Source organism: Thermoplasma volcanium GSS1 (assembly GCF_000011185.1).
GTDB lineage: Archaea > Thermoplasmatota > Thermoplasmata > Thermoplasmatales > Thermoplasmataceae > Thermoplasma > Thermoplasma volcanium.
Map to the genome: position 1 here is coordinate 1,462,162 of NC_002689.2, position 21,229 is coordinate 1,483,390.

Consider the following 21,229-nt stretch of genomic DNA (forward strand, 5'->3'; position numbering starts at 1 on the left):
GTTAATCTTCTGATATTCCGGCAAATTTTCTTACTGCATTCCTAACCGCATCAGGGGCTCCTTCGACAACATGTTCTGTGAAGCCCTCTATTATTAAGTTCTTTGCAGTTTCCTCATCAATTCCCCTAGACCTGAGGTAAAAGAGGCTTTCTTCATCTATATTCGTAACGGCTGACGCGTGTTTCGATTTTACGTCATTGTTGTTTATAAGCAGTGCTGGCTTCGTATTAGCATAGGCCTCCTTAGATAATAGCAGTATCCTAGTATCGTAGTATCCCTCCGCCTTTCGGCCTGATTCTTTTATATCTATATTTCCCCTATGCATAGTCAAACTCTTCTCCCTCACTATGCCCCTTACGTATATGTTTGCAATAGAGTGTGTTCCGATCTGAATTGTGTTGTCCCTGAGGTCCATCTGCTGCAGCCCCCTGGTAAAGCTTACGCCACGGAGCTGATAATTTGTAAAGTTTCCTTTCTGGTACGATTCAGTCATGATTATCGATTTGTTGTAGCCGTTTTCTACATGATGTATAGTGGCCTGCGTATTGTCCTCCATAAATGTTTTTAGGAACTGGATTCCGTCAACGGTCTTTGGCCTGTCCTGCACCTGGGAATAAACTATACTGGAATTCCTTGACAAGAATATGTATGTATTGTCGCCTTGCGCGCCATTGCCTTCCCCGCCACCCACTATATACCTAGTAAAGTTAAGGGATGATCCTTCACCTACAATGATCAGGTTCTTGGCCGCGAAGGATGAAGTTGATTTGGCAAAATCAACCGCTTTAATTTCAGAGGATTTATTTGGTGGCAAATAGACAAGAAAACCGTCGTAAAAGCCTGCGTTTATCAGGTACTCGTACCTGTCATCAACGTTTTCCTTGTCAGTATAATCGAAGATTAAATTAGGATATTTCCGCTCAGCCTCCCTTATAGGCTCTACTATGCACCCTTTTCCATTGTATACCATAAGCTTTCCGTTGACGAAAGCAAAGTCTTCATCGCCCTGTCCGTAGCCCTTCGCATCATCCTCAGGTTCGCCAAGGACCATTTTCTCAACTAGGTCGTCTGTGAAATCAACGTACCTAAGCCTAGTCGGGCTTTCCTTGTATGGTTGCACCGGTGACTTCATGAACTGGATGAAGTTATCCTGCCTATATTCATGAAGCCCATCGTTTCTGCGATCGTTTATCAAATCTCTTATCTGCTCGATCATCCCACAGCACCCATCTTGCTCATTTCAAGCTTAACTAGCCTATTCATCTCAACTGCAAATTCCATAGGTATCTCCTTCATCACATCGTCCAGGAAGCCGAGCACTATCAGCGAAGAAGCTTCGTCCTCAGAGAGGCCCCTGGACCTTAGGTAAGTAAGTTCCTCTGTACCTATCTTGCCAACTGTCGCCTCATGGGTGAAGTTTGCAGTTGGTTCATATATTTCGTCATGCGGCATAGTATAAGATACGGATTCATCGTTTATTAGAAGAGCATCGCACTGGACATAGCTCTTTGCGTTAAGGGCATCTTTGTTTATCCTTACAAGGCCCCTGTAGATCGACTTGCCATCTCCAAGACTCACACTCTTTGCTATGATCTTAGAGCTTGTATTCGGTGCCATGTGGATTGCTTTTGCACCGGTATCCTTAACAGTGCCTGGGCTTGCCAGCGCTATGTTCAGGTTCGATGTAGTCGCATTTCTTCCCCTAAGATAAGATGATGGGTATATCATAGTTACCTTTGATCCAAGCGAACCACCAACCCATTCCATGTTGCCGTTTTCTTCTACCCAGGCCCTCTTTGTAGGCATATTGTAAACACTGTTAGACCAGTTCTGCACGCTGGTATATCTCCCGTGCGCGTTTTTCATCACGTAATACTCTACAATAGCCGCGTGCAAGGAATCTTTCGAATATACCGGGGCAGTGCAGCCTTCGAGGTAATGCACGCTTGACCCTTCATCCGCTACAACTATAGTATGCTCAAACTGCCCTGTAGCTTCTCCGTTGATCCTGAAGTATGTCTGAAGTGGCATGTCTATGTGGACACCGCGAGGCACATACAAGAAAGCGCCTCCGCTCCATACTGCCACATTAAGTGCAGCAAACTTGTTGTCGCTGGGAGGAACTGCCTTCGCAAAGTACTCCTTAACTAGATCTGGGTATCTCTGCAACGCTGAATCAAGATCCATGAAAACTACTCCTTTCTCTTCCCATTCCTTCTTTAGGCTGTTGTAAACCCCTTCACTATCGTACTGTGCTATCGAACCGGCCAGATACTTTCTCTCCATCTCCGGTACGCCAAGCTTTTCAAATGTATCCTTAATCTCCTTTGGAACTTCATCCCAGTTCGTAGCCTTCACATCGTCCGGGCTGCTGTAATAAGTCATGTTGTCCCAATCTATGCTTGATAGGTCAGGACCCCAAGTTGGTACAGGCTTTGAATTGAATATCTCTAGTGCATGGAGCCTTATCCTCCTCATCCAGTCTGGTTCCTTCTTTATCTCAGATATCTCTTCAACGACCTTACTATTGAGGCCCTTACCAGTTGAATACACGGGTTTTATATTGTCGTGGAAGCCGTAATCAAGGGCCTTTCCGTTCTTAAGGTCGCTTATTAACCTATCTATTTCCTCATCCTTATTAACATAAGTTGACTCCATTTAAGCCACCTCCTTCAGCCAATCGTATCCCTCCTCCTCGATCTTATCCGATAGAGACTTGTCGCCGTTCATAACTATAGTACCATTCACAAGTACATGCACGAACTGTGGCGGTATGTCCTTCAATATTCTCTGGTAATGCGTTATGATCAGGAAGCCAACATCGTTGTTCAGGTATGACCTTATCTGTTCAGCTACCATCCTCAATGCGTCTACGTCAAGTCCAGAATCGATCTCATCAAGTATTATTATCTTTGGCTTGAGTATCATCATCTGCAGTATCTCGAACCTCTTTCGTTCTCCACCGGAAAACCCATCATTCACCGATCTGGATATAAAACTCTCGTCTAACCCTACGGTTTTCATCAGGCTCTTTACCTTTTTGTTGAATTCTGATATAACGATCTTTTCCCCTGGATGCAGATTCGAATAAGCTATCCTCAGGAACGTAGATATCCTGACGCCTTCAACAGCTACTGGGCTTTGGAATGCCAGAAATAGGCCGGCTCTGGCCCGTTCCTCTGGTGTTGCAAAGGTTATATCCTTGCCGTCCAGCAACACGTTGCCTCCGGTCACCTTGTAATCAGGGTGGCCTATCAGCACGTTACCTAGTGTGCTCTTCCCAGCGCCGTTTGGCCCCATTAGCGCGTGTATTTCTCCGCCTTTTACAGTCAAATTAACGTTTTTAAGTATCTCCTTGCCTTCTACTGATGCAGACAGGTTGTTGATCTCGAGTATCATTTTTTATCTATGGATCATACCATAATACTATTTAAACACTTTTTTGTGTTTAAATTGACTAAATTTAAATATCTCGTTCATATTAATGTATTATGCTTTACGATGACATTCTTGGCGATACAAAGGCTAAGATACTTGAGAAGCTTAACATATCGGACCTGAGCCTTGATCAGCTGTCCGAAATACTCAAGATAAACAAGACTGCAGTAAAGGAACATATGGAGTTCCTTGAGATGCGCGGCTACGTATCCTCATATTTCAAGCCCAGCGGAACAGGCAGGCCGAAAAAATTCTATAAGCTTACAGATAAGGGCATATCGCTTTTCCCAAAGAAGTACATAGAGTTCACTAAACTTCTCGTTGAAGAGGTCGAAAAGGACGTCGGATCTTACAAACTGAATGGTATGCTTGAGAGGATAGCGGCTAAGATAATATCTGATACAGGATGGTCCTCAGGGGACCTCAGGGATATGCCAAGGGATGAGAAGATAAGGAAATTAGAAGAGTACGTAAATATGTTAAATGTACTAGGTTACAACGCAACGATAGATGTGTACAGCGATAGAGTCGTAATATCAAGGCACAACTGTATATTTTACGATTTAGCCAAGACAAACAACAAGATCATATGCAATTCGCTTGGGAAAGATCTTGTTTTACAGTCCCTTAACGCTGATTTTGAGATCACAGAGAGGATAAGCAGCGGATCAAGCAAGTGTGTCATCGAAGTTAAGTTGTGAGGTGTTTTTTATGGTGACTAAGGAGGAGATACTGGAAGCTTTGAAAACTGTATCCGACCCTGAAATAGGGTATGATGTGGTGAACCTCGGCCTGGTTTATGATGTTGAAATAAATGGAAATAGGGTATACATAAGGATGACTATGACTGCACCAACCTGCCCTGTTACGCCCTGGATACTTAGCCAGGCCCAGCAGGTCGTTGAAGAGCTACCTGGCGTTGAGGCTTGCGATATAGAGTTGGTGTGGGATCCCCCATGGAGTCCCAAGATGATGAGTGATGAGGCAAAACAGGCTCTGAACATTGATGAATGATTCATTTTATTCTTTTCGACAAAAATCTATTAGTTTAAATACTATTTAAATATGATCCACTAGATACTTATGAGTGAGAGAGAAAAGATAACCATTGAAAATATAGTAGCTTCTACTTCGCTGGCTGAACATCTGGATCTCAGCAGGATTGCGCTCGCCCTTGATGGCTCTGAATACGAGCCTGAGCAATTCCCGGGCTTGATATATAGGCTTCAAGATCCTAAGACCGCTGTCCTAATATTCAGAAGCGGAAAGGTCAACTGTACTGGAGCCAAGAACATAGAAGATGTAAAAAGGACAATAAAAATAATAATTGATAAACTCAAGGCCGCAAACATTGAAGTTTATGATGATCCGGACATTATAGTTCAGAACATAGTGGCAGTATACGATCTTGAATCTGAATTGAATCTAACGGATATAGCCATGTCCCTGGGACTCGAAAATGTAGAGTATGAGCCAGAGCAATTTCCTGGCCTAGTCTATAGGGTAGAAGAACCGCGCGTAGTCCTCCTTCTCTTTGGATCGGGGAAAGTAGTGTGCACAGGCGCAAAGGAAGAGAGTGAAATAGAGCAGGCAGTGATAAAGGTAAAAAAGGAGCTCCAAAAAGTCGGCCTGATCTAATTATTCGATCAGGTTTTCCTTAATTATCTCTGAAATATCCTTTACCTGAATTTTATCTTCGAGGTTCATTGTCCTGGCTGCATCACTGAGCATGGCCATGCAAAACGGGCATGCCACTCCTACTGTAGAAGCTTTAGTCTCAATAGCCTGATCCATTCTTATGTGGCTGATTGATTTCTCGTTTTCAACTCTGTACCAGTAGTTTCCGCCTCCAGCTCCGCAGCAGAAACTCTTTTCCCTTGATTTTTCCATCTCTACTAGATCGCCGGTCGATGATATTATGAACCTAGGATCATCGTATACTCCGTTTCCACGCCCAAGGTAGCATGGGTCATGGTAAGTGACTATATTACCTGAGTTCTTTACCTTTAGCTTTCCGTCCTTTATCAATTCAGAAAGGAATTCAGAGTGGTGTACAACTTCTGCATTGAGCCCAAGCTCTGGGTATTCGTTTTTGAAAGTGTTGAAGCAATGTGGGCATGATGTGACAATTTTCTTAACCCCGTACTTGTTAAAAGTCTCTATGTTGCCAGCAGCCAGCGTCTGGAATAGGCCTTCTTCGCCCATCCTTCTTGCAGTTTCTCCTGTACATTTTTCCTCGGATCCTAGGATGCCGAACTTGACGCCTGCTTTCTTCAGCAGATCGATTACCGTTAGAGCAATCTGCTTGTCTCTTGGATCGTAGGCGCCCATGCAGCCTACCCAGTAAAGAACCTCCATACCCTCCTCGTACTTCGGTGCATACTGCAGCAAATCGTCACGGTCCATAGGCGAGCTCCCAAGAGGGTTGCCTGTGTTGTAAAGATTCATAAGATAGGCCGATGCTTCCTTCGATACCTTGTTTTCCATTACCAAGTTTCGCCTTGTCTCTACGACGAAGCTGTATGGCCTTATAAGAACAGGGCATTCCTCAACGCAAGCCATGCACGTCGTACATGACCAAGAGGCGTTCTCAGTCAACACAACCGGTACGAGCTCAGAATCAGTGTTAACAAGCTTTTTTACGTTCTGGACTACTAGCCTTGGATCGAGATCTGTGCCAGAGGCGTATGCAGGGCAGGCCCTCTCGCATCTGCCGCAGTCGGTACATGCCATCGCTGCAGTCCTATATTCCAGGGACAGCTCTGATACCTTCTTTGCGCCAACATGAACTTCGTAGTTGCCGGTAGCTGCCACGTCTGCAAGCAAAAAAGGCGTGCCTACGGCGGAGTTTCCAAGTATTTTAGTCTTAGAGGCGTGGGTCGGCGCTAAAAGCGAATGGAAGAGTTTTGAATAAGGCAGATAGAGAGCAACAAGAAAAGCTGTCAACACGTGAGCCATCCAGAGTTCTCTGTAGACAGTTATTCCAGCTGGACTCATAGATCCGTAAGGAAATATATAGCTGAGGTACCATTCTACAAAACGGTACACATCGAAGCTCTGGCGGAAAAGGTCTATTTTAAGTGCTCCAAGGAAGAAACCTTCGAGGGCAAGTACAAGAATGCCAGAGAGCAGAAGATAGTCCTCTGAAGTAGTATGCAGAGGTATAAAATTTGTGATTCTTCTCAACAGTGCCATAAGCAACCCAACGATCAATATTATACCCCCTATCTGTGTGAAGGCTTCAAATAGCAAGTAGAACGATCCATATAGTATTCCAATACCGATAAGCGGCTTTAGTATATCATGTGAGAGCGCGATCAAGGACGTTGCAATGAATAGTATAACGAAGCCATAAAATATGAAAAGGTGCATAATGCCTGCGTATCTGTTCTTAACTATCTTCTTCTGGAATATTGCGTAAGTGAAAAATTGTTTAACCATCCTTGGGAAGTTAGACCTAAGGTACTTCCACATGAGTTTATAGTCAATGCCTTGCTTTCTATAGGATCTGTACCACATATAGATGTCGAAGATTGCGACTGGGAAAGATATTAAATACAATATTATCAGCTCCGGCACTGGTATGAAAACAAGGGTTGGGCTTACTGGTATAGTCATACTCTCTTATGAGCGATGCATATTTTAATCTTTTTTAACATTATTTGCAGGAATATTTCTAAAAATGGAGTAAATATGTGGTTTACGTGATAGACGTAAACACGAATTGATGGGGAAAACACTCGCCCTTTAGGGCGAGGAAGCCAGATTGGCTTCACGCATACCCATGTATATATATTCTAGCGCTCTGCACTAGGATAAAAGTGTGCATGGACAATAGCCATTGAAATTATAAGAAATGCTATCCCAAATATAGCGGAAATAAAAACGAAGTAGAACGAATATTCTACACCTAACGTGAAGATTATGGCAAAAAGAGTGCTCCCCATGAAACCTGAAACTGCCTTTCCAGTATAGAATATGCCGTTATTCGCCGTTGAAAAGCGGGTACCAAATACGTCCCCTATAAGAGAAAAGTACAGAGATATCATGGAACCTCCGAAAAAGCCTATAAGTACGACTGCGAATATGAAGTTCCTTAAAACTAGGAACAGTGCTCCGATAAATATTGCAACATCAATAAGCAGTACGGAAGCGGGCCTTCCAATTGCATCTGAGATCGCACCGATGATCGGCCTGCTTATACCGCTTAGCAATGGAAATATGGATACGAGAACGGCAAATTCCAGTTCTGGAAGCTTGGATCCTATGAAGCCGAAGGAAGAAGATATGACAATTAGCGGTATAGAACCGAATACAAAGGAAAGATAGAGTATCCAGAACCTCGGGTTCTTAATATTTCTGCTAGGCCTCTCTCCGGTTAAGCCTGAAGAAGGGTACTTTACAAAGGAAAGCAGGAGGGGAAGCACTATAAGTTCGGCTAGGCCTATAAACATCATCGGGAAACGAAATTCGGAGGCCTTTTCAAGGAATATGTTTGCAATGCTCGATCCGAGGCCAAAGCCCAGTGAGACAAACCCAACTGCAAAGCCCCTTCTTCCACTGTACCACTTTACAGCTAGATTTGTAGCTATTCCGTAAAGTATCCCTTCTCCGATGCTTCCGATAGACCAGATTACATAGAATAGGTATATCGAATGAACCAGGGAAGAAGCAACGAACCCAAAAGCCGACATCAATGCTGCTGCAATGCTTACGTTCCTCGGCCCGTCTCTATCGGCGAAATACCCTCCTATACCCTGAAAAGTAGTGGAAAAGACTGCGAAGAGAGTAAACGCTATCTGCACAGAAACAATCTCTACTCCAAATCCCTTTGCAAGCAGCGGCTCGAAAACATTCCATGAATATTGATACAAAGAGTTAAAGCACATAACAAGAAGGGCAATTATGAGGTAACATCTCTTCACATTTGGAAATAAAGCTTGAATAAATATAGCTTTTTACCGAAAACCAGTTATAATGTGAAGTATTCGATAACGCATGCCATTCTACGTAATCACGACCTTTCAAAATGCTGAGGAGGCAAGGCGCATCGGAATGATGGCGCTTGAAAAACAGATGGCAGCTTGCTTTAGCATCATTGACAACGTAAAATCAACGTATTGGTGGAGAGGAAACATAGAAGAATCTAGCGAAGTTTTCTGCGTGTTTAAGACTACAGATGACAATGAGCCATTGCTTTCTCAATTCATTAAGGAAATGCACAATTACGAAGTGCCTGAGATCGCTTCTATGAAGATGGACAAAATAAATGAGGAATACAACCGATGGCTGAACGATTCGTGCAGACACAAATAATCACCGGATTACGGATATGCCATGTTTCTCTAGGAGGCCCGGGAGCCTATTAAGGCAATCGGATCTAAAGCCTCTAAAAAGGTAGTCATCGTGCATTTTTCCAGACATGTAGTGGAAGTCATTCTCTTCCAATACAGCGATTATTCGTAGGCCGATCTTTAGAAGCACATTTATAGACGGTAAATTTTCTACATAGGCTGTAGCCTTCACAATTTTTGCGTTGATGTCTGAGAGCGCTGTATAGAGAAGTGCATAAATGAGGCCAGTTTTCCTCCAGCCCTTAGATACGCCGTAGTATATTTCAGCGATGTGTGGCTGCACTTCCGGCCCGTAATCTGGGCCTAATAGCGAACCTGCAAACCCGACTACTTTATCTTTGTAAAGTGCGAAGTGCATGTAGTGCGGATGCACGTTCCAATTCTTCGATCTCTCGACTATGCTTTCCAGTTGCGGAGGATCTTTCGAATAGTTGACTAAAATGTACGAATTCGGATCTTCATAAAGCTCCATTAAAAGATCATAATAAGACTTTGCCAGACCTGGAGTCGCCCTTACAATCGATACTTCGTGGCCGCCTATTTCGTATATCACTATCGTTTATAGATTGCGAACAAATTAATACTTTCCCTTCGATATGATTGCATGGATAAGAACGGAGAGATCGTTGAAAAAATAAAAGACGAGAAGTCGATAAACCAGAATTTAGATTTCCTAAGGAACTACAGAGACTCGTACAATAGGACGCCGCTCATGGTTGCCTGCATGCTTGGAATGGAAAACGCAATCGATAAACTCGTAGAAAATTTCGACAAATTAGAGGATAAGGATATCGAAGGCAGTACGGCCCTTATTTGGGCAGTCAAGAACAACAGGTTGGGAATAGCAGAAAAACTCCTAAGCAAAGGATCGAACGTTAATACAAAAGACTTTTCGGGAAAAACGCCGTTAATGTGGTCAATAATCTTTGGTTACAGTGAGATGTCATACTTTCTCCTTGAACATGGCGCTAACGTAAACGACAGAAATTTAGAGGGCGAAACACCATTGATAGTCGCATCTAAGTACGGCAGATCCGAAATAGTTAAAAAACTTTTAGAGCTTGGGGCAGACATATCAGCCAGAGATTTAACAGGCCTTACAGCAGAAGCTTCTGCTAGAATTTTTGGAAGACAAGAAGTCATAAAGATATTTACAGAAGTGCGGCGGGCTTAGGAAAGCGGCAAGCCAGGCCATTAGAGCTGCTGTATGCAGATTCTCATAAACATCACTGCTTGAATAATGCCAATTGAAAAGTCCAGCAGGATCAACGGTGGCAAGATGAACCGCGAAGAAGTTAAGGATAGTGTATTGTTAGGTGACAGCCTTGAAATAATGAGACGAATTGACGATTGCATATACGATTTAATCTTTCTTGACCCTCCCTACTACCTTCAGATGACTCCAAAGAGGCTTAAAAGGTGGAACAATAGATCGGTTCCACAGACGGTAAGGGAATATTGGGATGCATTTCCTTCTTTCGAGGCATACGATTCATTCATATCATCCGTATTAAAGGAGGCTAAGCGTTTGATGTCCGATACATCCACAATATGGGCAATCGGTACCTATCACAACATATTCAGGATAGGAAAGATCATGCAGGACATGGGCTTCTGGATACTCAATGACGTAGTTTGGATCAAGACAAATCCCATGCCAAACTGGCTTGGGGTAAGGTTCACAAATTCAACCGAAACCCTGATCTGGGCTACGAAGGGAAAGGAACAAAAAAACTACACGTACAATAGAAACCTAGCAAAGGAATTTGGCCTTGGAAAAACGGCAAACAACGTATGGGTAATGAAGACTAGCAGGGGAAACGAGAGGGTAAGGGATGAGAATAGAAAAAGCGTGCATCCAGCCCAGAAGCCTCTGGAACTTATGAAGCGCATAATACTCTCATCAACTAAAGAAGGCGACTTGATACTCGATCCGTTTGCTGGGGTCGGAACTACTGGCGTAGCCGCCTCGATGCTTGGCCGCAATTTCACACTTATAGAGAAAGACCCTGTTTATTACCGAGCTATGCTTTCCAGGTTCTCCAGATTTGGAATCCGCTATACAGAAAAGATATAGATAATTGAAATGCTTGTATGTTATGGATACTTATACGTACAAAGCTGATGTAGAATGGATAGGGGCAAGGCGTACCATTTTGAAGACTGATGCGGGTGATCTGGAAGTATCGTCACCGCCAGAGTTTGGGGGGCCGGAAGGCAAATTCTGCCCGGAAACATTATTTCCCGGAATTTTAGCTTCATGCCTCCTCACTACGTTCCTGGAGTTCCGTGAAAGGATGGGAATAGATCTGAAGGAGTGGAAGAGCGAGGCCACTGCTGAACTTGGGCCTTCTCCAGAGAAGGGCTTCAGGTTCCAAAGGATACGGATACACGTGAAACTAAGGGTATCAGAACAGGATAAGGAGAAAATTCCGAGAGCTATGGAGCTTGCCCACAAGTACTGCTTCATTTCAAGGGCGATAAAGAACAACGTGGAAGAAATTGTTGATTATGAATTTATATAATGTTAGATAATTAAATTATAAAGATTTAAGAAAGCCTGTGGTGATCTCTATGAATCTCTTCGGTTTCTCGAGGTACACAGGATGCTTTGATCCTTCCACTATTTCTAGCTGCGAGTTTTTAATTGCACTTCTATATTTGTTTCCAAAATGCGGGTCGACCACTGTATCTTCCGAACCCCATACAAGGAGCACAGGTTTCTCTATATTTTTCATCTTTTCCGTGTAATTTTCAACCCAAGCTGGAGCCACTGCAATCACTGCATCTACCATATCGGGATGCGCCATGCCCATAAGAATCGCCATGCCGCCGCCCATTGATGCCCCGAGAATTACCGCATGCTCAACGCCTAAGCTTTGCATGTAATCTTTTATGAATGATGCCGAGGCTTCTATATTTCCTCGTTTTACGCTGTAAAAATCCGATGGTTCGGACATGCCAAAGCCGGGATAATCCGGTGCATACACATTAAAGGAAAGGTTCGCGTATTCATTGAAAAGCCCAGGTGTTTCCCAATCTCTGGATGTAAAAGACCAGCCATGCAGCATGACTATGTCCTTTTTCGCTCCGGATTTTAAATACCTGTGGAAAACCCTTTTTCCATGCACATCAACATACCCGGTACTTACAGACTGCATATTTCATAATTACAATGACAGATATTAGTCGTATTTTTTTTTTTTTGGGCTTTAATTCACAATTCTGATAATTTTTTTATTCAATCGTTATTGTTCAAAGGCCCCTGAGATCCGACTTTATCTTCTCTTCGTCTTCCTTATATCCGTAAACGTAAACGTACCTTCTCTCTATGGCCTGGTTGAGGGAATTTACCAGGGGCGATATCTCCTCCCCTGCTACTATTCTGCCCTGTATTTTTACGCTGACGTCGGTTTTAAGCCTCTCTCTTCCGCTGAACGAAAGTGGCGGTATAACGTCTACTATAGCATCTTCCCCGATCCTATCCGTTATATCCCTGTATAGTTCTTCTCCGTACTTCTCCTTAAATATGACTTTCATAAGCCTCCTGTTTATGATGTCCCTTGCTATGCGTTCCGATCTCTTCTTAGACAATAGCAATGCCATGAGTTCCTCATCAACCATCCTGGATGTGCCAATGGCCTCTGCAAGCCGGGCCGCTATTCCAAGCATCTTGTTTGCAATCCTGCAGGTCTTGTGGAAATAAACCGCCTGGTACATGAGGAACCTTGATATCAGGAGGCTTTCGATATCTGACAGCCCCTTCTCCTCCGACACTATTTGGCCTTCATAAACGCTTGATACGTCTATTATGCGGAGAGGATTAACGTATCCTATGGATACTCCGCAATAAAAGGAGTCCCTGCGAAGGTAATCGAGTTCATCCGCATCCAGCGGGCCGCTTATTATCTCTGAGAGTACGTTCGATATGCCCTTTAGTATCGAAGATACCCAATGAGGATCTATGCCGTGTTTTTCCAGTATTGCCGGTATTTCAGATTCCGCCTTTCCTTCTATTAAATTTATGCCGGCCTGAAGATGGTCGATCTTTTCCGTTTCCATATAAAATTCTTCTATGGTATGCGAATAAGGGAAATGGCCTATATCGTGAAGCAGAGCAGCGATCTTAAGCTCATCGGACATGGTGCGTAGGTGTTCATTGTATAAACTAGCAAGGTAGTATGTTCCTATAGAGTGTTCGAACCTTGTGTGGTTTGCGCCGGGAAAGACTAGGCTGCAGAGACCGAGGTTTTTAATGCGCCTTAGCCGCTGGAACTCTGGAGAATCTATTAAGTCCAGTATTACACCATCGGCCTTTATCGGCCCAAACACTGGGTCCTGTATGATCTTCACCATAATTATCGTCAAGCCAGACACACCCGGTTCGGTCTGGGCGTCCTGCCAGGTACCCCCCGCTTCCTCTCACCCCCGCACCCCTCCAGCATCGAGAGTCCAGGGTGTCGTTGCTCCCTTCCGGGCCTGGCGCGTTCCCCTGGTAGGCTGCACATACACCCTCCTTTGAGGATGTACATGCAGGCCTCCGATCCAGAGGGACAGAGGATCAATGATTCCACGGGGCCTGACAGAAACCCAGGTGGTCTCACCGGGCTGTCGCCCCCGCATCTAGACTTCGGGTACAGGGGACGCCTAACCCCCCGGCCAAGTCTGGCACATACCTCATTAAAATACCGGTAAAAAACTTATGCACATGATTTCATTGGTTATCCATGGATCTTTACAGAGAAGGGGAAGAAAAATTCGGCCCTATAACTTCACACTTTTACGAGATTATATCAAACCATTTCCTGCGCAATCTCTACAGCATGATAACAGAAGACATAGACAAATTCAAACCCGAAACGATTCTCGACGTAGGCTGTGGCACAGGGACTGCAGATTTTTTCATAGCGAACAGCTTCAGCAACGTAATCATAGACTGCATAGACCCGTCACCGTACATGCTCAGCATTGCATCAAAGAAGCTTTCGCGTTTTAAGGGACGAGTTAACTTCGCGCTGGGAAGCAGCAGGTCTATACCATTCGAAAAGAAGTACGATTTCGTGTTCAGCTCAATATCCTTTCACCACTGGAAGTGCAGGGAAAACGGCCTCAAGACTATGGGCTTGCACGTAAAGGATAACGGCGTTCTTGCCATATATGAATATTACAGGCCAAACCTTCGAAGTTTCCACAAAGCTGCTGGCAAACATGCTCTGAGCGAAAATGAGATTGAGGGCCTAAACGTAGATGGATTCGAAAAGATATACGAGATAAATGGTGAAATGGTTCGTATACTGTTTTTAAAAAATGATCGAAAGTAAGTTTTCATAGTTTAAAGTATTATGCAATTTATATTACGATGATACTATCAAGGTCGAAGGTGCATATATCTAACTTAACCCAATACCTGTTTTAAGGCTATTTTGGATAAAATGGAAAGGTACGCATACTATACCATGGCAATTGCTGGTTCGTCCTTTTGAGGCCTTTCATCTACAACAACAAATATTCATGGAACTATTTGAGCCTTTCCTGATTGTTTTCCTATTCTCTGGTTCAAGCATAGGATGTTTCTTCAAGCCTGGCATCTCTCTCAATTTATAGCATAATGCTGGCTGCAACCGATACAAATTCAGGAACAATAGTAACTGTGACTGCATTTGTAATTAAGTTGCTTTTGTCTTTATGCTCCATTTTACGCTCTGCCCTAGAAGGCTAAAATTAGGAATTAGGAAGCTTGGGATATTTTCAACATATTTCATCGCATATTTACTATCCTTGTACCTATTTAATTTTCCGAGGCAAATAAACTACCTTTGGGGCAGGAACTTGTGCCTCGTAATTTGACTCCTACTGCTATTTGTTCCGATTAGTATATTTGGAACTGTGCTTGTCTACGGCCTATACCTGTAGAATCCAGAGGGCATAAGTGGAAGTTAAACTGCAATGACCAATATGTAGCCAATAATAGCCTCAATATCATCGTACTTGGTGATGCACAAATGGCTAAGCTTATATCAGTATGCAGTATATGCCCCGTTCTTGGCCTCAGCCGCAGCTATATCTTTTAAGAAATTCGGAAAGATACAAACATTATTTAATTAAATCGATCTTATGCCCAGCATGGTCGATTACGAAATAGCTGGCCAAGAGGTCCAGTATTTGAAGGCAAAGCTAAGCCCAGAAGAATATGTATACATAGAACCGGGCCATCTTATTTACAAGGACGCATCGGTTCGCCTTGGCGCAAGCGCTGGAGGCCTAAGAGGGGCTTTTTCGCATCTGCTTTCCGGTTCTGCTGTATTTTTGCTAAAAGTGGAGGGGCCAGGGGAAATAGTTTCAGCAGGTTTCCTTCCTGGCAAGGTTGTCAGGATTGATCTTAACGGGAATAGCATAATAGCCGAGTTCAATGCTTTCCTCGCTATGGATTCGACGGTCTCTTATTCCACTAAGTTTGCAGGCATAACCCAGGCAATCTTTGGCGGAGAGGGCGTCTTTTTGGAAAGGTTCAGCGGAAACGGTTCTGTTTTCCTGCATGGTCATGGCCTGCCAATAGTCAAAGATCTGAAACCAGGCGAAGAGATACAGGCAGAGATGAGCCACCTTCTGGCTTTTGAGGATGGTATGGAGTACACTATAGAGAGGATCGGCGGCTTGAAGACGATGCTGCTGGCGGGCGCCGAGGGAGAGGGGCTTTTCTTTGCCAGGATAAGGGGCCCTGGAAGGGTATGGCTTCATACGATATCGTTATTCCAGCTCGCGGCAAAGCTTATGAGAAGATAGTGAAATGGAAATTCGATAGATGGTTTTGCCAAAGCTCAGCAATATGTATAAATAAATATTTTCAATAGCCTTAACGGGCCCGTGGCCTAGCTAGGATAAGGCACCGTCCTTCTAAGTCGGGAATCGTGGGTCCAAATCCCACCGGGCCCGTATATAATCTGTGTCTTATAATGCTATATTACCACATTAATTATTTAATATCGAGAGTTTTGCGTTAATTATATATCAAATGCACAATCCATTTTCTTTTGATTCTCGGGACATTCCTTGCTGATTTATATGTATTCAGCATGTATTAACCAAACCTATAACGTACAGGAATCTTTTATTCTTCCTCTTCAGCTCTATGTAATATTTATATATTTTAAAACATTAAAACTCTACGGCCAAGGTATCTAACTACAATGGTGCTGAAAAGGAAGCAAAAGCCTGGGTAAGCAACAAATATCCTTAAAATTTGGCTCTGAATTTTACAAGAATATGGAAGAAGATGAAAATACATTGATCATAATTTGAGATGTTATAGCCGGTATAAAAGGAAAATAAAAATCTTTAAATTGCAGTTAGGAGCAGAAAGTGGGGAAATAATAGGTTATAGCGATTAATGAGTTTAATGTAAACGTCCGAAACATTCTATACAACGTACATTATAAAATAATTGATCCAATAATTAATAAAACTGAAGATCTGATTAAACTTTGCTAACTACAAATATAAAAGTTTTGAAAATCTAAATACAACGTGACGTATGACTGGATATGGATCTGAAGGATAAGGTAGCTGTTGTAACAGGATCTGGGAGAGGTATTGGAAGGGCAATTTCCGTTGCGCTAGCTAAGAACCGCTGCAAAGTGATAATAAATGTGAAGAAGAGATTAGAGGAAGGCCAAGAAACTCTCCGCATGGTCGAAGAATACTCACAAGGTATTCTTGTAAAGGCTGATGTCTCTACTAGAGAAGGCTGTGCATCAATAATAAACGAGGCAAGAAAAAACTTCGATTCAATAGACATACTTGTAAATAATGCAGGCTTAGGCATAGCTATGCCATTCATGAACAGTGATGATTCTCTAATCCAAAAATTGATCGACACAAACATAATGTCAGTAATACGCTGTTCTCAAGAGATAGGAAGGGTCATGGAGGATGGTGGAACGATCATAAACGTATCCTCCGTCGCTGGTCTAAAACCAATGCCGCTCCTACCCATATACGGGATGACAAAGGCTGCCATAATCAATCTGACGCAATACATGGCCTATGACTTTGCCCAGAGACGCATAAGGGTAAATGCAGTAGCACCTTCTGTAGTCAGTACGAAGATGGGGAACAGCCTGGTAGATATAAGCGGCTTGAAGGAGGATAAATTTGCAAAGGAATACACACTTACAGGAAAAATAATTGATCCGGATGAAGTTGCGGATGCAGTCATATTTCTTGCAAAATCTGATAGTATAACGGGCCAAACCCTTGTTATTGATTCTGGATGGTTACTGAAATAATGTTTATCTATACGTATGTGCAATCAGTCTACGTACATCGAAGTTCAGTATTGCAAGTAGTAAAGCGATCTGAAAGCTAAAAAAACAAAATCTGCTGAGATAATGATCAATCCAACCATTAAGAAAGAATAAGATGGACCGAACAGCTGGTAAAGCAGCCCACCTATTAGACTGGATAATGCTGATGCAGCCATGCCAAAAGTATTCATCGACCCCTGTATCCTTGCCATCATCTCATGCGGAACTATACGCATCGATAGTGTAGATAATACGCTGCTCTCAATCCCTATTGAGAGGCCGGCAAGAAAAGACGGCAGTACTAGCACGTATACGCTATGAATTAAGGATATTGAGACAAATGATACTCCGAGTACTATGAATACTAAAAGATTTATCCTGCCTACCTTGCCTGAAATCTTGGATGCAGAAATGGAACCGAATACCATTCCAAGAACAATAACCCCAAATATTAAGGAAACATACATTGCAGGAAGCCTGTAGCCTTCTTGCATGAGGGATATATAAAGTATAGCAGCAACACCTATTGAAAAATTTGATACAAAATTTATGGCTATGATCTCAGCCAGCCTCTTATCCTTCCTCAACAGTGTGAGAGCTTCGGCCACCCCAGTATGAATAGATTTACTCGTTCCATATGCAGTATATTTTATCATAATAAGGGGAACCGAAGACAATGCGAAGAAAAGCCCAATAATTAAAAATGAGGCTTCAAAGCCAAGCGCTATTAATATTCCTGAGATTATAAATCCAACCCCTTGAGAAGCCATTATTACCGACGACATCTCGGAAGAACCTTTCTTATAATGCTTATCTCCCAAAAATGCCTTAGTCCATGTTGCCCTAACTGAATCAACGACATCGGATGTGAAGCCAATAAGGAAAGTCGCAGCATAAATGGTAATTATAACATCTATAGAGGGCCAGAATTGAATCGATATCATTATAATAATCACGAGAACAACTCTAAATAAAGAAGAGATAAAAGCCAATGTCTTTTTCCTTTTGGATTTATCTACGTACGCTCCCACTAAAACACTGATCATCAATGGTAAAGTCAAAAGGCTGTCTGAGAAACCTGCCAATAGCGGTTTTTTCGTAATAAACAAAACTACCCATATCACAATTAAATTGTATGCTGAAAACGCTGTATGCGAGAACCAAACGCTGGAAACTAAGAACTTGAAGTTTTTATTCCCGGAATTATTTGATTTTAAGTTATACATATAAGATTATCTTATACGTAATTTTTTATCTTATATATAAATATGACCTTCATGCCCGAAAAGAGGAACGCTGACTTGCTCTTTAGGGGCTTTAGCAAGACAAGGTTAATGGTAATAACACTCATAGCCGTGAACGGCCCTATGACGGTTACACAGCTTTCCAAAGTTATAAAAACCACAAGATCAAACCTTTATCAGGCAATAAAGGAAATGGTTAGCGATGGTATACTTGTCCAAACCCGCACAGTTTCTGAAAAGAATTATGTTGAAAAATTTTATGATATAAACACCGATCTATTCGATGCAATAAAGTATGGTGATATCCGTAAGGCTATCGAGGAGATGGATGAAGATAAATTGAGGAACATCCTATATTCGTTTCTAAGGTCAGCCTCAGCAATCCTTTCAATAATGGCGGAACAGGTTAATTTATCCAATAAAGATGATCTTGATAAGTACGTAGATTATGTTAGGAAAAACCTGCTTATAATTTCATTTTCAACACATTCAACTAAAGACATGAGTAAGTTTTCTTCTATGCTTTCGAATTTCTTCACAGAGATCGATGATGACAATGACGAAAAGAAAGATGAGCACCTCCTTTACATAGTAGGGTTTCCAATCCTCAATCAAATGGGTTTTATTTCCAAAAGCAGGCATGAGAAACTAACTGGAGATGGAAAGGAATGAAGGAAATCGGAGCATCAATAAGGAAATTCCTTGATGATTCTGGGAAGTGTGGCGAAACTATTGAAATATCCGAGCCTTTCTCCGTTGATAATGAGGTAAGAGCTCTATCTGCAGCATTAGAAAAAAGCGGAAAAGTATTAATATAACCTTATACGCCTTCCTTCAATGTAAACATAACAAAATCTTATACTTTTACATTTGTCACATTGTGATATACATATATTCTATACAATATTTGATGTGACAAAACTGAACGCAAATTATTGCAATCCATTATGTGTCTCCGTGTTGATGAAACATAAAATAATATTTATTACTTGCTCCAAGTTATTGATGTCAATTTTTCGAATAGCATAATTTCATAAATTCTCCTGCTAGATATTTCTCTAACACATATTTTCTGCGTCGGTTCCTCAATACTCACTCGCTCTATATCCAATTTTATTCTGCAGATTTAAAGTGTATCATTTTTGAGGTGAAACATGTATACTTATAGATTCCGCTATTTTGTAATCTAAATATCGTTCTAGATATGAATAAATCATTATCCACGATATTACTTTTTTACAGATTTGCTATTGCAGAAAGAATATGGTACCAAATGAACCCACCTGGTATTATGATTCCCTTATAGCAATAACGCTATCTAAGAAGTAAAAAAATGGCACCTTTTCGGCTCAAGAATCAACTTTTATTTTATGTTCTTTTTGAGCTTACTGCTTCATGATAAAAGTAAATTAGCCTCCTGAAATTTTTAAAAAAGTATTCAATACTCGATGGAAAAGATATTTTTGCAGCTTGAGAAGCTCCACATGATCGAGGATTAGTATGGAGATTTCAGGGAACTGGAGAGAACATAGAAATCATAGACACTAAATATGTCATCTGGATCTTATATTTTCATTGCAATTTTCTTATAATTATAGTTCTGCCGGCTTCGTAATACCCTATGAAGTCTCCATCTCCTATATCCAGAATTTTCGCTATTCTACGCGGTATCGTTATTCTTACTGTATTTTTCTGTGAATTAACCTTGACTATTTCAAGCAGTTTTTCTTTTTCATCCATTATGTAGAAATTGCAAAATAGATTTAATCTTATCCATAAATCTGAAGACCGATCCATTTTTTGCTGCCAACTCATTTTGACGCCATTCGTTAACTTTGTAAAACACTTTTACTTGCTAGTGCCATTGATTGTGTTTAATCTCTTCGATACCTCTCGTAGTGTTCTAAATGTTGTGTTTTTATAAAGGATGCCTCACATGGAACATGTCCATTTCTCGTACATGCATTTATATTATCCTTTTAGTGTTGTTGGATGATATTTATTCTCCTACTTATCTTATGTTCGTTAATTCGATGGGATTAGTAGAATGTATCGATCTCCTTATTTATTCGGACAATAGTATTTTAGGAGTGAGTTTAAGTTCTTCCCCATATTGTATATAGGCCTAGTATACTTCTCTGGCCATTTATTTTTGAATTCATCGAACATGCTTATTGCTTCTTCTTTAGTTCGTAATAGCAATATTTACTTAAGACCGGAATAGATTTTATTTATATTGTGATCTCTTACATTTGATTGGAAATTCCTTGATGCATGTATTGTACGTAAATAGAAATAAGCTCTAGGATACAATTCTTTGATCTCTTCCCCTATTTCGGGCATGTCCACTATGAACAAAGCTGTTGGTTGAAGCCACTTTTCAGATCGATCAATACATTCCGGTAGGCAATGTTATTCTCAACGGGTTTATGCAGAATCCGGGAAAATCATACTGTCCATTATCCATAATGCCGTTGCAAATATGACGTATTCCTTCTGGACATTTCCTAATATCCCTAGGTTTTAACACCTTTTGAAAACACGGATCTGAATTGAGCTGATCTTGTCTGTAAAAAAACTGAACTTTACTCACGGAATGGCTTATTTCATGTTCTTTTTTCTCATTCTTTTTCTTATTTTCCCATAGCTTACGCTATCTTGCCCTGTTTCTTCAGGCTAAGCAGGGTCATGAGATTGTACCCAAGGCACATGAACATCGACTTTACCCTCACTCTCCTGACCATGGTCACGAAGACATGATCGCCATGGAAGATTCTCTTCATGACAGAATACGGCCTTTCACCAGGAGAACACTTCCTGGATATGCGACGGTTTCTCCTGATCTGTTTGGCGGTCAGCTTATGATTCCTTGATGCCTTGTCCATGGTTG

At 41.8% G+C, this 21,229-nt stretch carries 23 protein-coding genes, 1 tRNA gene and 1 other RNA gene; 13 read left to right on the forward strand and 12 right to left on the reverse strand.

Features of this window, described 5'->3' with window-relative positions; genetic code table 11:
- Position 1 precedes the first annotated feature (1 nt).
- Genes TVG_RS07415 through sufC form a run of 3 tightly spaced genes read right to left on the reverse strand, consistent with a single transcriptional unit; the run spans position 2 to position 3,399 of the window.
- Positions 2 to 1,216 (reverse strand): SufB/SufD family protein, encoded by a 1,215-nt coding sequence (locus tag TVG_RS07415; RefSeq protein ID WP_010917647.1) that lies wholly within the window; start codon positions 1,214 to 1,216, stop codon positions 2 to 4.
- Positions 1,213 to 2,613: a Fe-S cluster assembly protein SufB gene (sufB, locus tag TVG_RS07420; RefSeq protein ID WP_173024203.1), complete on the reverse strand. Its 1,401-nt coding sequence runs from the start codon at positions 2,611 to 2,613 to the stop codon at positions 1,213 to 1,215. Before sufB ends, TVG_RS07415 begins: the two co-directional genes overlap by 4 nt.
- Positions 2,614 to 2,658: 45 nt before the next feature.
- Positions 2,659 to 3,399, reverse strand: coding sequence for a Fe-S cluster assembly ATPase SufC (gene sufC / locus TVG_RS08575; protein ID WP_010917649.1), 741 nt, complete (start codon positions 3,397 to 3,399; stop codon positions 2,659 to 2,661).
- Positions 3,400 to 3,491: 92 nt separating this feature from the next.
- Here sufC and TVG_RS07430 point away from each other — a divergent pair, with 92 nt between their 5' ends.
- The 3 genes from TVG_RS07430 to TVG_RS07440 all read left to right on the forward strand — a co-directional run bounded on the left by TVG_RS07430 (position 3,492) and on the right by TVG_RS07440 (position 5,076).
- Positions 3,492 to 4,139, forward strand: coding sequence for a helix-turn-helix transcriptional regulator (locus TVG_RS07430; RefSeq protein ID WP_010917650.1), 648 nt, complete (start codon positions 3,492 to 3,494; stop codon positions 4,137 to 4,139).
- A gap of 10 nt (positions 4,140 to 4,149) precedes the next feature.
- Positions 4,150 to 4,452, forward strand: a complete 303-nt coding sequence (locus TVG_RS07435) for a metal-sulfur cluster assembly factor (protein WP_010917651.1) — start codon at positions 4,150 to 4,152, stop codon at positions 4,450 to 4,452.
- Positions 4,453 to 4,521: 69 nt separating this feature from the next.
- Positions 4,522 to 5,076 carry a TATA-box-binding protein gene (locus TVG_RS07440; RefSeq protein ID WP_010917652.1) on the forward strand — a complete coding sequence of 185 codons (555 nt, stop codon included), beginning with the start codon at positions 4,522 to 4,524 and terminating at the stop codon, positions 5,074 to 5,076.
- Here the strand turns inward: TVG_RS07440 and TVG_RS07445 are convergent, their stop codons facing one another.
- Together TVG_RS07445 and TVG_RS07450 are read right to left on the reverse strand one after the other, a co-directional pair.
- On the reverse strand, positions 5,077 to 7,056 hold the full coding sequence (locus tag TVG_RS07445; RefSeq protein ID WP_010917653.1) for a heterodisulfide reductase-related iron-sulfur binding cluster: 1,980 nt from the start codon (positions 7,054 to 7,056) through the stop codon (positions 5,077 to 5,079).
- Between the two features lie 179 nt (positions 7,057 to 7,235).
- The gene (locus TVG_RS07450; RefSeq protein ID WP_010917654.1) at positions 7,236 to 8,363 is read right to left on the reverse strand and encodes an OFA family MFS transporter; all 1,128 of its coding nucleotides are present in this window, start codon (positions 8,361 to 8,363) and stop codon (positions 7,236 to 7,238) included.
- 73 nt (positions 8,364 to 8,436) lie between these two features.
- On the opposite strand from TVG_RS07450, the gene cutA reads away from it, so the two are divergent.
- Positions 8,437 to 8,754: a divalent-cation tolerance protein CutA gene (gene cutA, locus TVG_RS07455; protein WP_010917655.1), complete on the forward strand. Its 318-nt coding sequence runs from the start codon at positions 8,437 to 8,439 to the stop codon at positions 8,752 to 8,754.
- On the opposite strand, the gene TVG_RS07460 is transcribed toward cutA, so the two are convergent.
- Positions 8,755 to 9,345 (reverse strand): GNAT family N-acetyltransferase, encoded by a 591-nt coding sequence (locus TVG_RS07460; protein WP_010917656.1) that lies wholly within the window; start codon positions 9,343 to 9,345, stop codon positions 8,755 to 8,757.
- Between the two features lie 51 nt (positions 9,346 to 9,396).
- On the opposite strand from TVG_RS07460, the gene TVG_RS07465 reads away from it, so the two are divergent.
- From TVG_RS07465 to TVG_RS07475, 3 genes are all read left to right on the forward strand, one after another.
- Positions 9,397 to 9,966, forward strand: a complete 570-nt coding sequence (locus TVG_RS07465) for an ankyrin repeat domain-containing protein (RefSeq protein ID WP_010917657.1) — start codon at positions 9,397 to 9,399, stop codon at positions 9,964 to 9,966.
- A gap of 66 nt (positions 9,967 to 10,032) precedes the next feature.
- The gene (locus tag TVG_RS07470) at positions 10,033 to 10,869 is read left to right on the forward strand and encodes a DNA-methyltransferase (RefSeq protein ID WP_010917658.1); all 837 of its coding nucleotides are present in this window, start codon (positions 10,033 to 10,035) and stop codon (positions 10,867 to 10,869) included.
- Between the two features lie 22 nt (positions 10,870 to 10,891).
- Complete coding sequence (locus TVG_RS07475) at positions 10,892 to 11,317, forward strand: OsmC family protein (RefSeq protein WP_010917659.1); 426 nt, start codon at positions 10,892 to 10,894, stop codon at positions 11,315 to 11,317.
- A 15-nt stretch (positions 11,318 to 11,332) separates the two neighbouring features.
- Here TVG_RS07475 and TVG_RS07480 read toward each other — a convergent pair whose 3' ends face one another.
- The 3 genes from TVG_RS07480 to ffs form a co-directional block, all read right to left on the reverse strand.
- Positions 11,333 to 11,953 (reverse strand): alpha/beta fold hydrolase, encoded by a 621-nt coding sequence (locus tag TVG_RS07480; protein ID WP_010917660.1) that lies wholly within the window; start codon positions 11,951 to 11,953, stop codon positions 11,333 to 11,335.
- Positions 11,954 to 12,047: 94 nt separating this feature from the next.
- Positions 12,048 to 13,160, reverse strand: coding sequence for an HD domain-containing protein (locus TVG_RS07485; RefSeq protein WP_241760282.1), 1,113 nt, complete (start codon positions 13,158 to 13,160; stop codon positions 12,048 to 12,050).
- An RNA gene (gene ffs, locus TVG_RS08230) (signal recognition particle sRNA) lies at positions 13,160 to 13,463 on the reverse strand. The genes TVG_RS07485 and ffs overlap by 1 nt, the downstream gene beginning before the upstream one ends.
- A 56-nt stretch (positions 13,464 to 13,519) precedes the next feature.
- On the opposite strand from ffs, the gene TVG_RS07490 reads away from it, so the two are divergent.
- The 4 genes from TVG_RS07490 to TVG_RS07505 all read left to right on the forward strand — a co-directional run bounded on the left by TVG_RS07490 (position 13,520) and on the right by TVG_RS07505 (position 17,077).
- Complete coding sequence (locus tag TVG_RS07490; protein WP_010917662.1) at positions 13,520 to 14,113, forward strand: class I SAM-dependent methyltransferase; 594 nt, start codon at positions 13,520 to 13,522, stop codon at positions 14,111 to 14,113.
- Between the two features lie 802 nt (positions 14,114 to 14,915).
- A complete protein-coding gene (locus TVG_RS07495) occupies positions 14,916 to 15,575 on the forward strand; it encodes a TIGR00266 family protein (protein ID WP_010917663.1) in 660 nt (219 codons plus the stop codon).
- Between the two features lie 75 nt (positions 15,576 to 15,650).
- Positions 15,651 to 15,725, forward strand: a tRNA-Arg gene (locus TVG_RS07500).
- Between the two features lie 608 nt (positions 15,726 to 16,333).
- On the forward strand, positions 16,334 to 17,077 hold the full coding sequence (locus TVG_RS07505) for an SDR family oxidoreductase (protein ID WP_010917664.1): 744 nt from the start codon (positions 16,334 to 16,336) through the stop codon (positions 17,075 to 17,077).
- A gap of 44 nt (positions 17,078 to 17,121) precedes the next feature.
- Here the strand turns inward: TVG_RS07505 and TVG_RS07510 are convergent, their stop codons facing one another.
- Positions 17,122 to 18,321, reverse strand: coding sequence for an MFS transporter (locus TVG_RS07510; protein WP_010917665.1), 1,200 nt, complete (start codon positions 18,319 to 18,321; stop codon positions 17,122 to 17,124).
- Positions 18,322 to 18,372: 51 nt separating this feature from the next.
- Here TVG_RS07510 and TVG_RS07515 point away from each other — a divergent pair, with 51 nt between their 5' ends.
- Together TVG_RS07515 and TVG_RS08580 are read left to right on the forward strand one after the other, a co-directional pair.
- The gene (locus TVG_RS07515) at positions 18,373 to 19,011 is read left to right on the forward strand and encodes a winged helix-turn-helix domain-containing protein (RefSeq protein WP_156769126.1); all 639 of its coding nucleotides are present in this window, start codon (positions 18,373 to 18,375) and stop codon (positions 19,009 to 19,011) included.
- The gene (locus TVG_RS08580) at positions 19,008 to 19,157 is read left to right on the forward strand and encodes a hypothetical protein (RefSeq protein ID WP_156769127.1); all 150 of its coding nucleotides are present in this window, start codon (positions 19,008 to 19,010) and stop codon (positions 19,155 to 19,157) included. The genes TVG_RS07515 and TVG_RS08580 overlap by 4 nt, the downstream gene beginning before the upstream one ends.
- A gap of 754 nt (positions 19,158 to 19,911) precedes the next feature.
- On the opposite strand, the gene TVG_RS08585 is transcribed toward TVG_RS08580, so the two are convergent.
- Both TVG_RS08585 and TVG_RS08200 read right to left on the reverse strand, forming a co-directional pair.
- The gene (locus TVG_RS08585) at positions 19,912 to 20,079 is read right to left on the reverse strand and encodes a hypothetical protein (RefSeq protein WP_156769128.1); all 168 of its coding nucleotides are present in this window, start codon (positions 20,077 to 20,079) and stop codon (positions 19,912 to 19,914) included.
- Between the two features lie 908 nt (positions 20,080 to 20,987).
- Positions 20,988 to 21,224, reverse strand: coding sequence for an IS5/IS1182 family transposase (locus TVG_RS08200; protein ID WP_010917667.1), 237 nt, complete (start codon positions 21,222 to 21,224; stop codon positions 20,988 to 20,990).
- Positions 21,225 to 21,229: the final 5 nt, after the last annotated feature.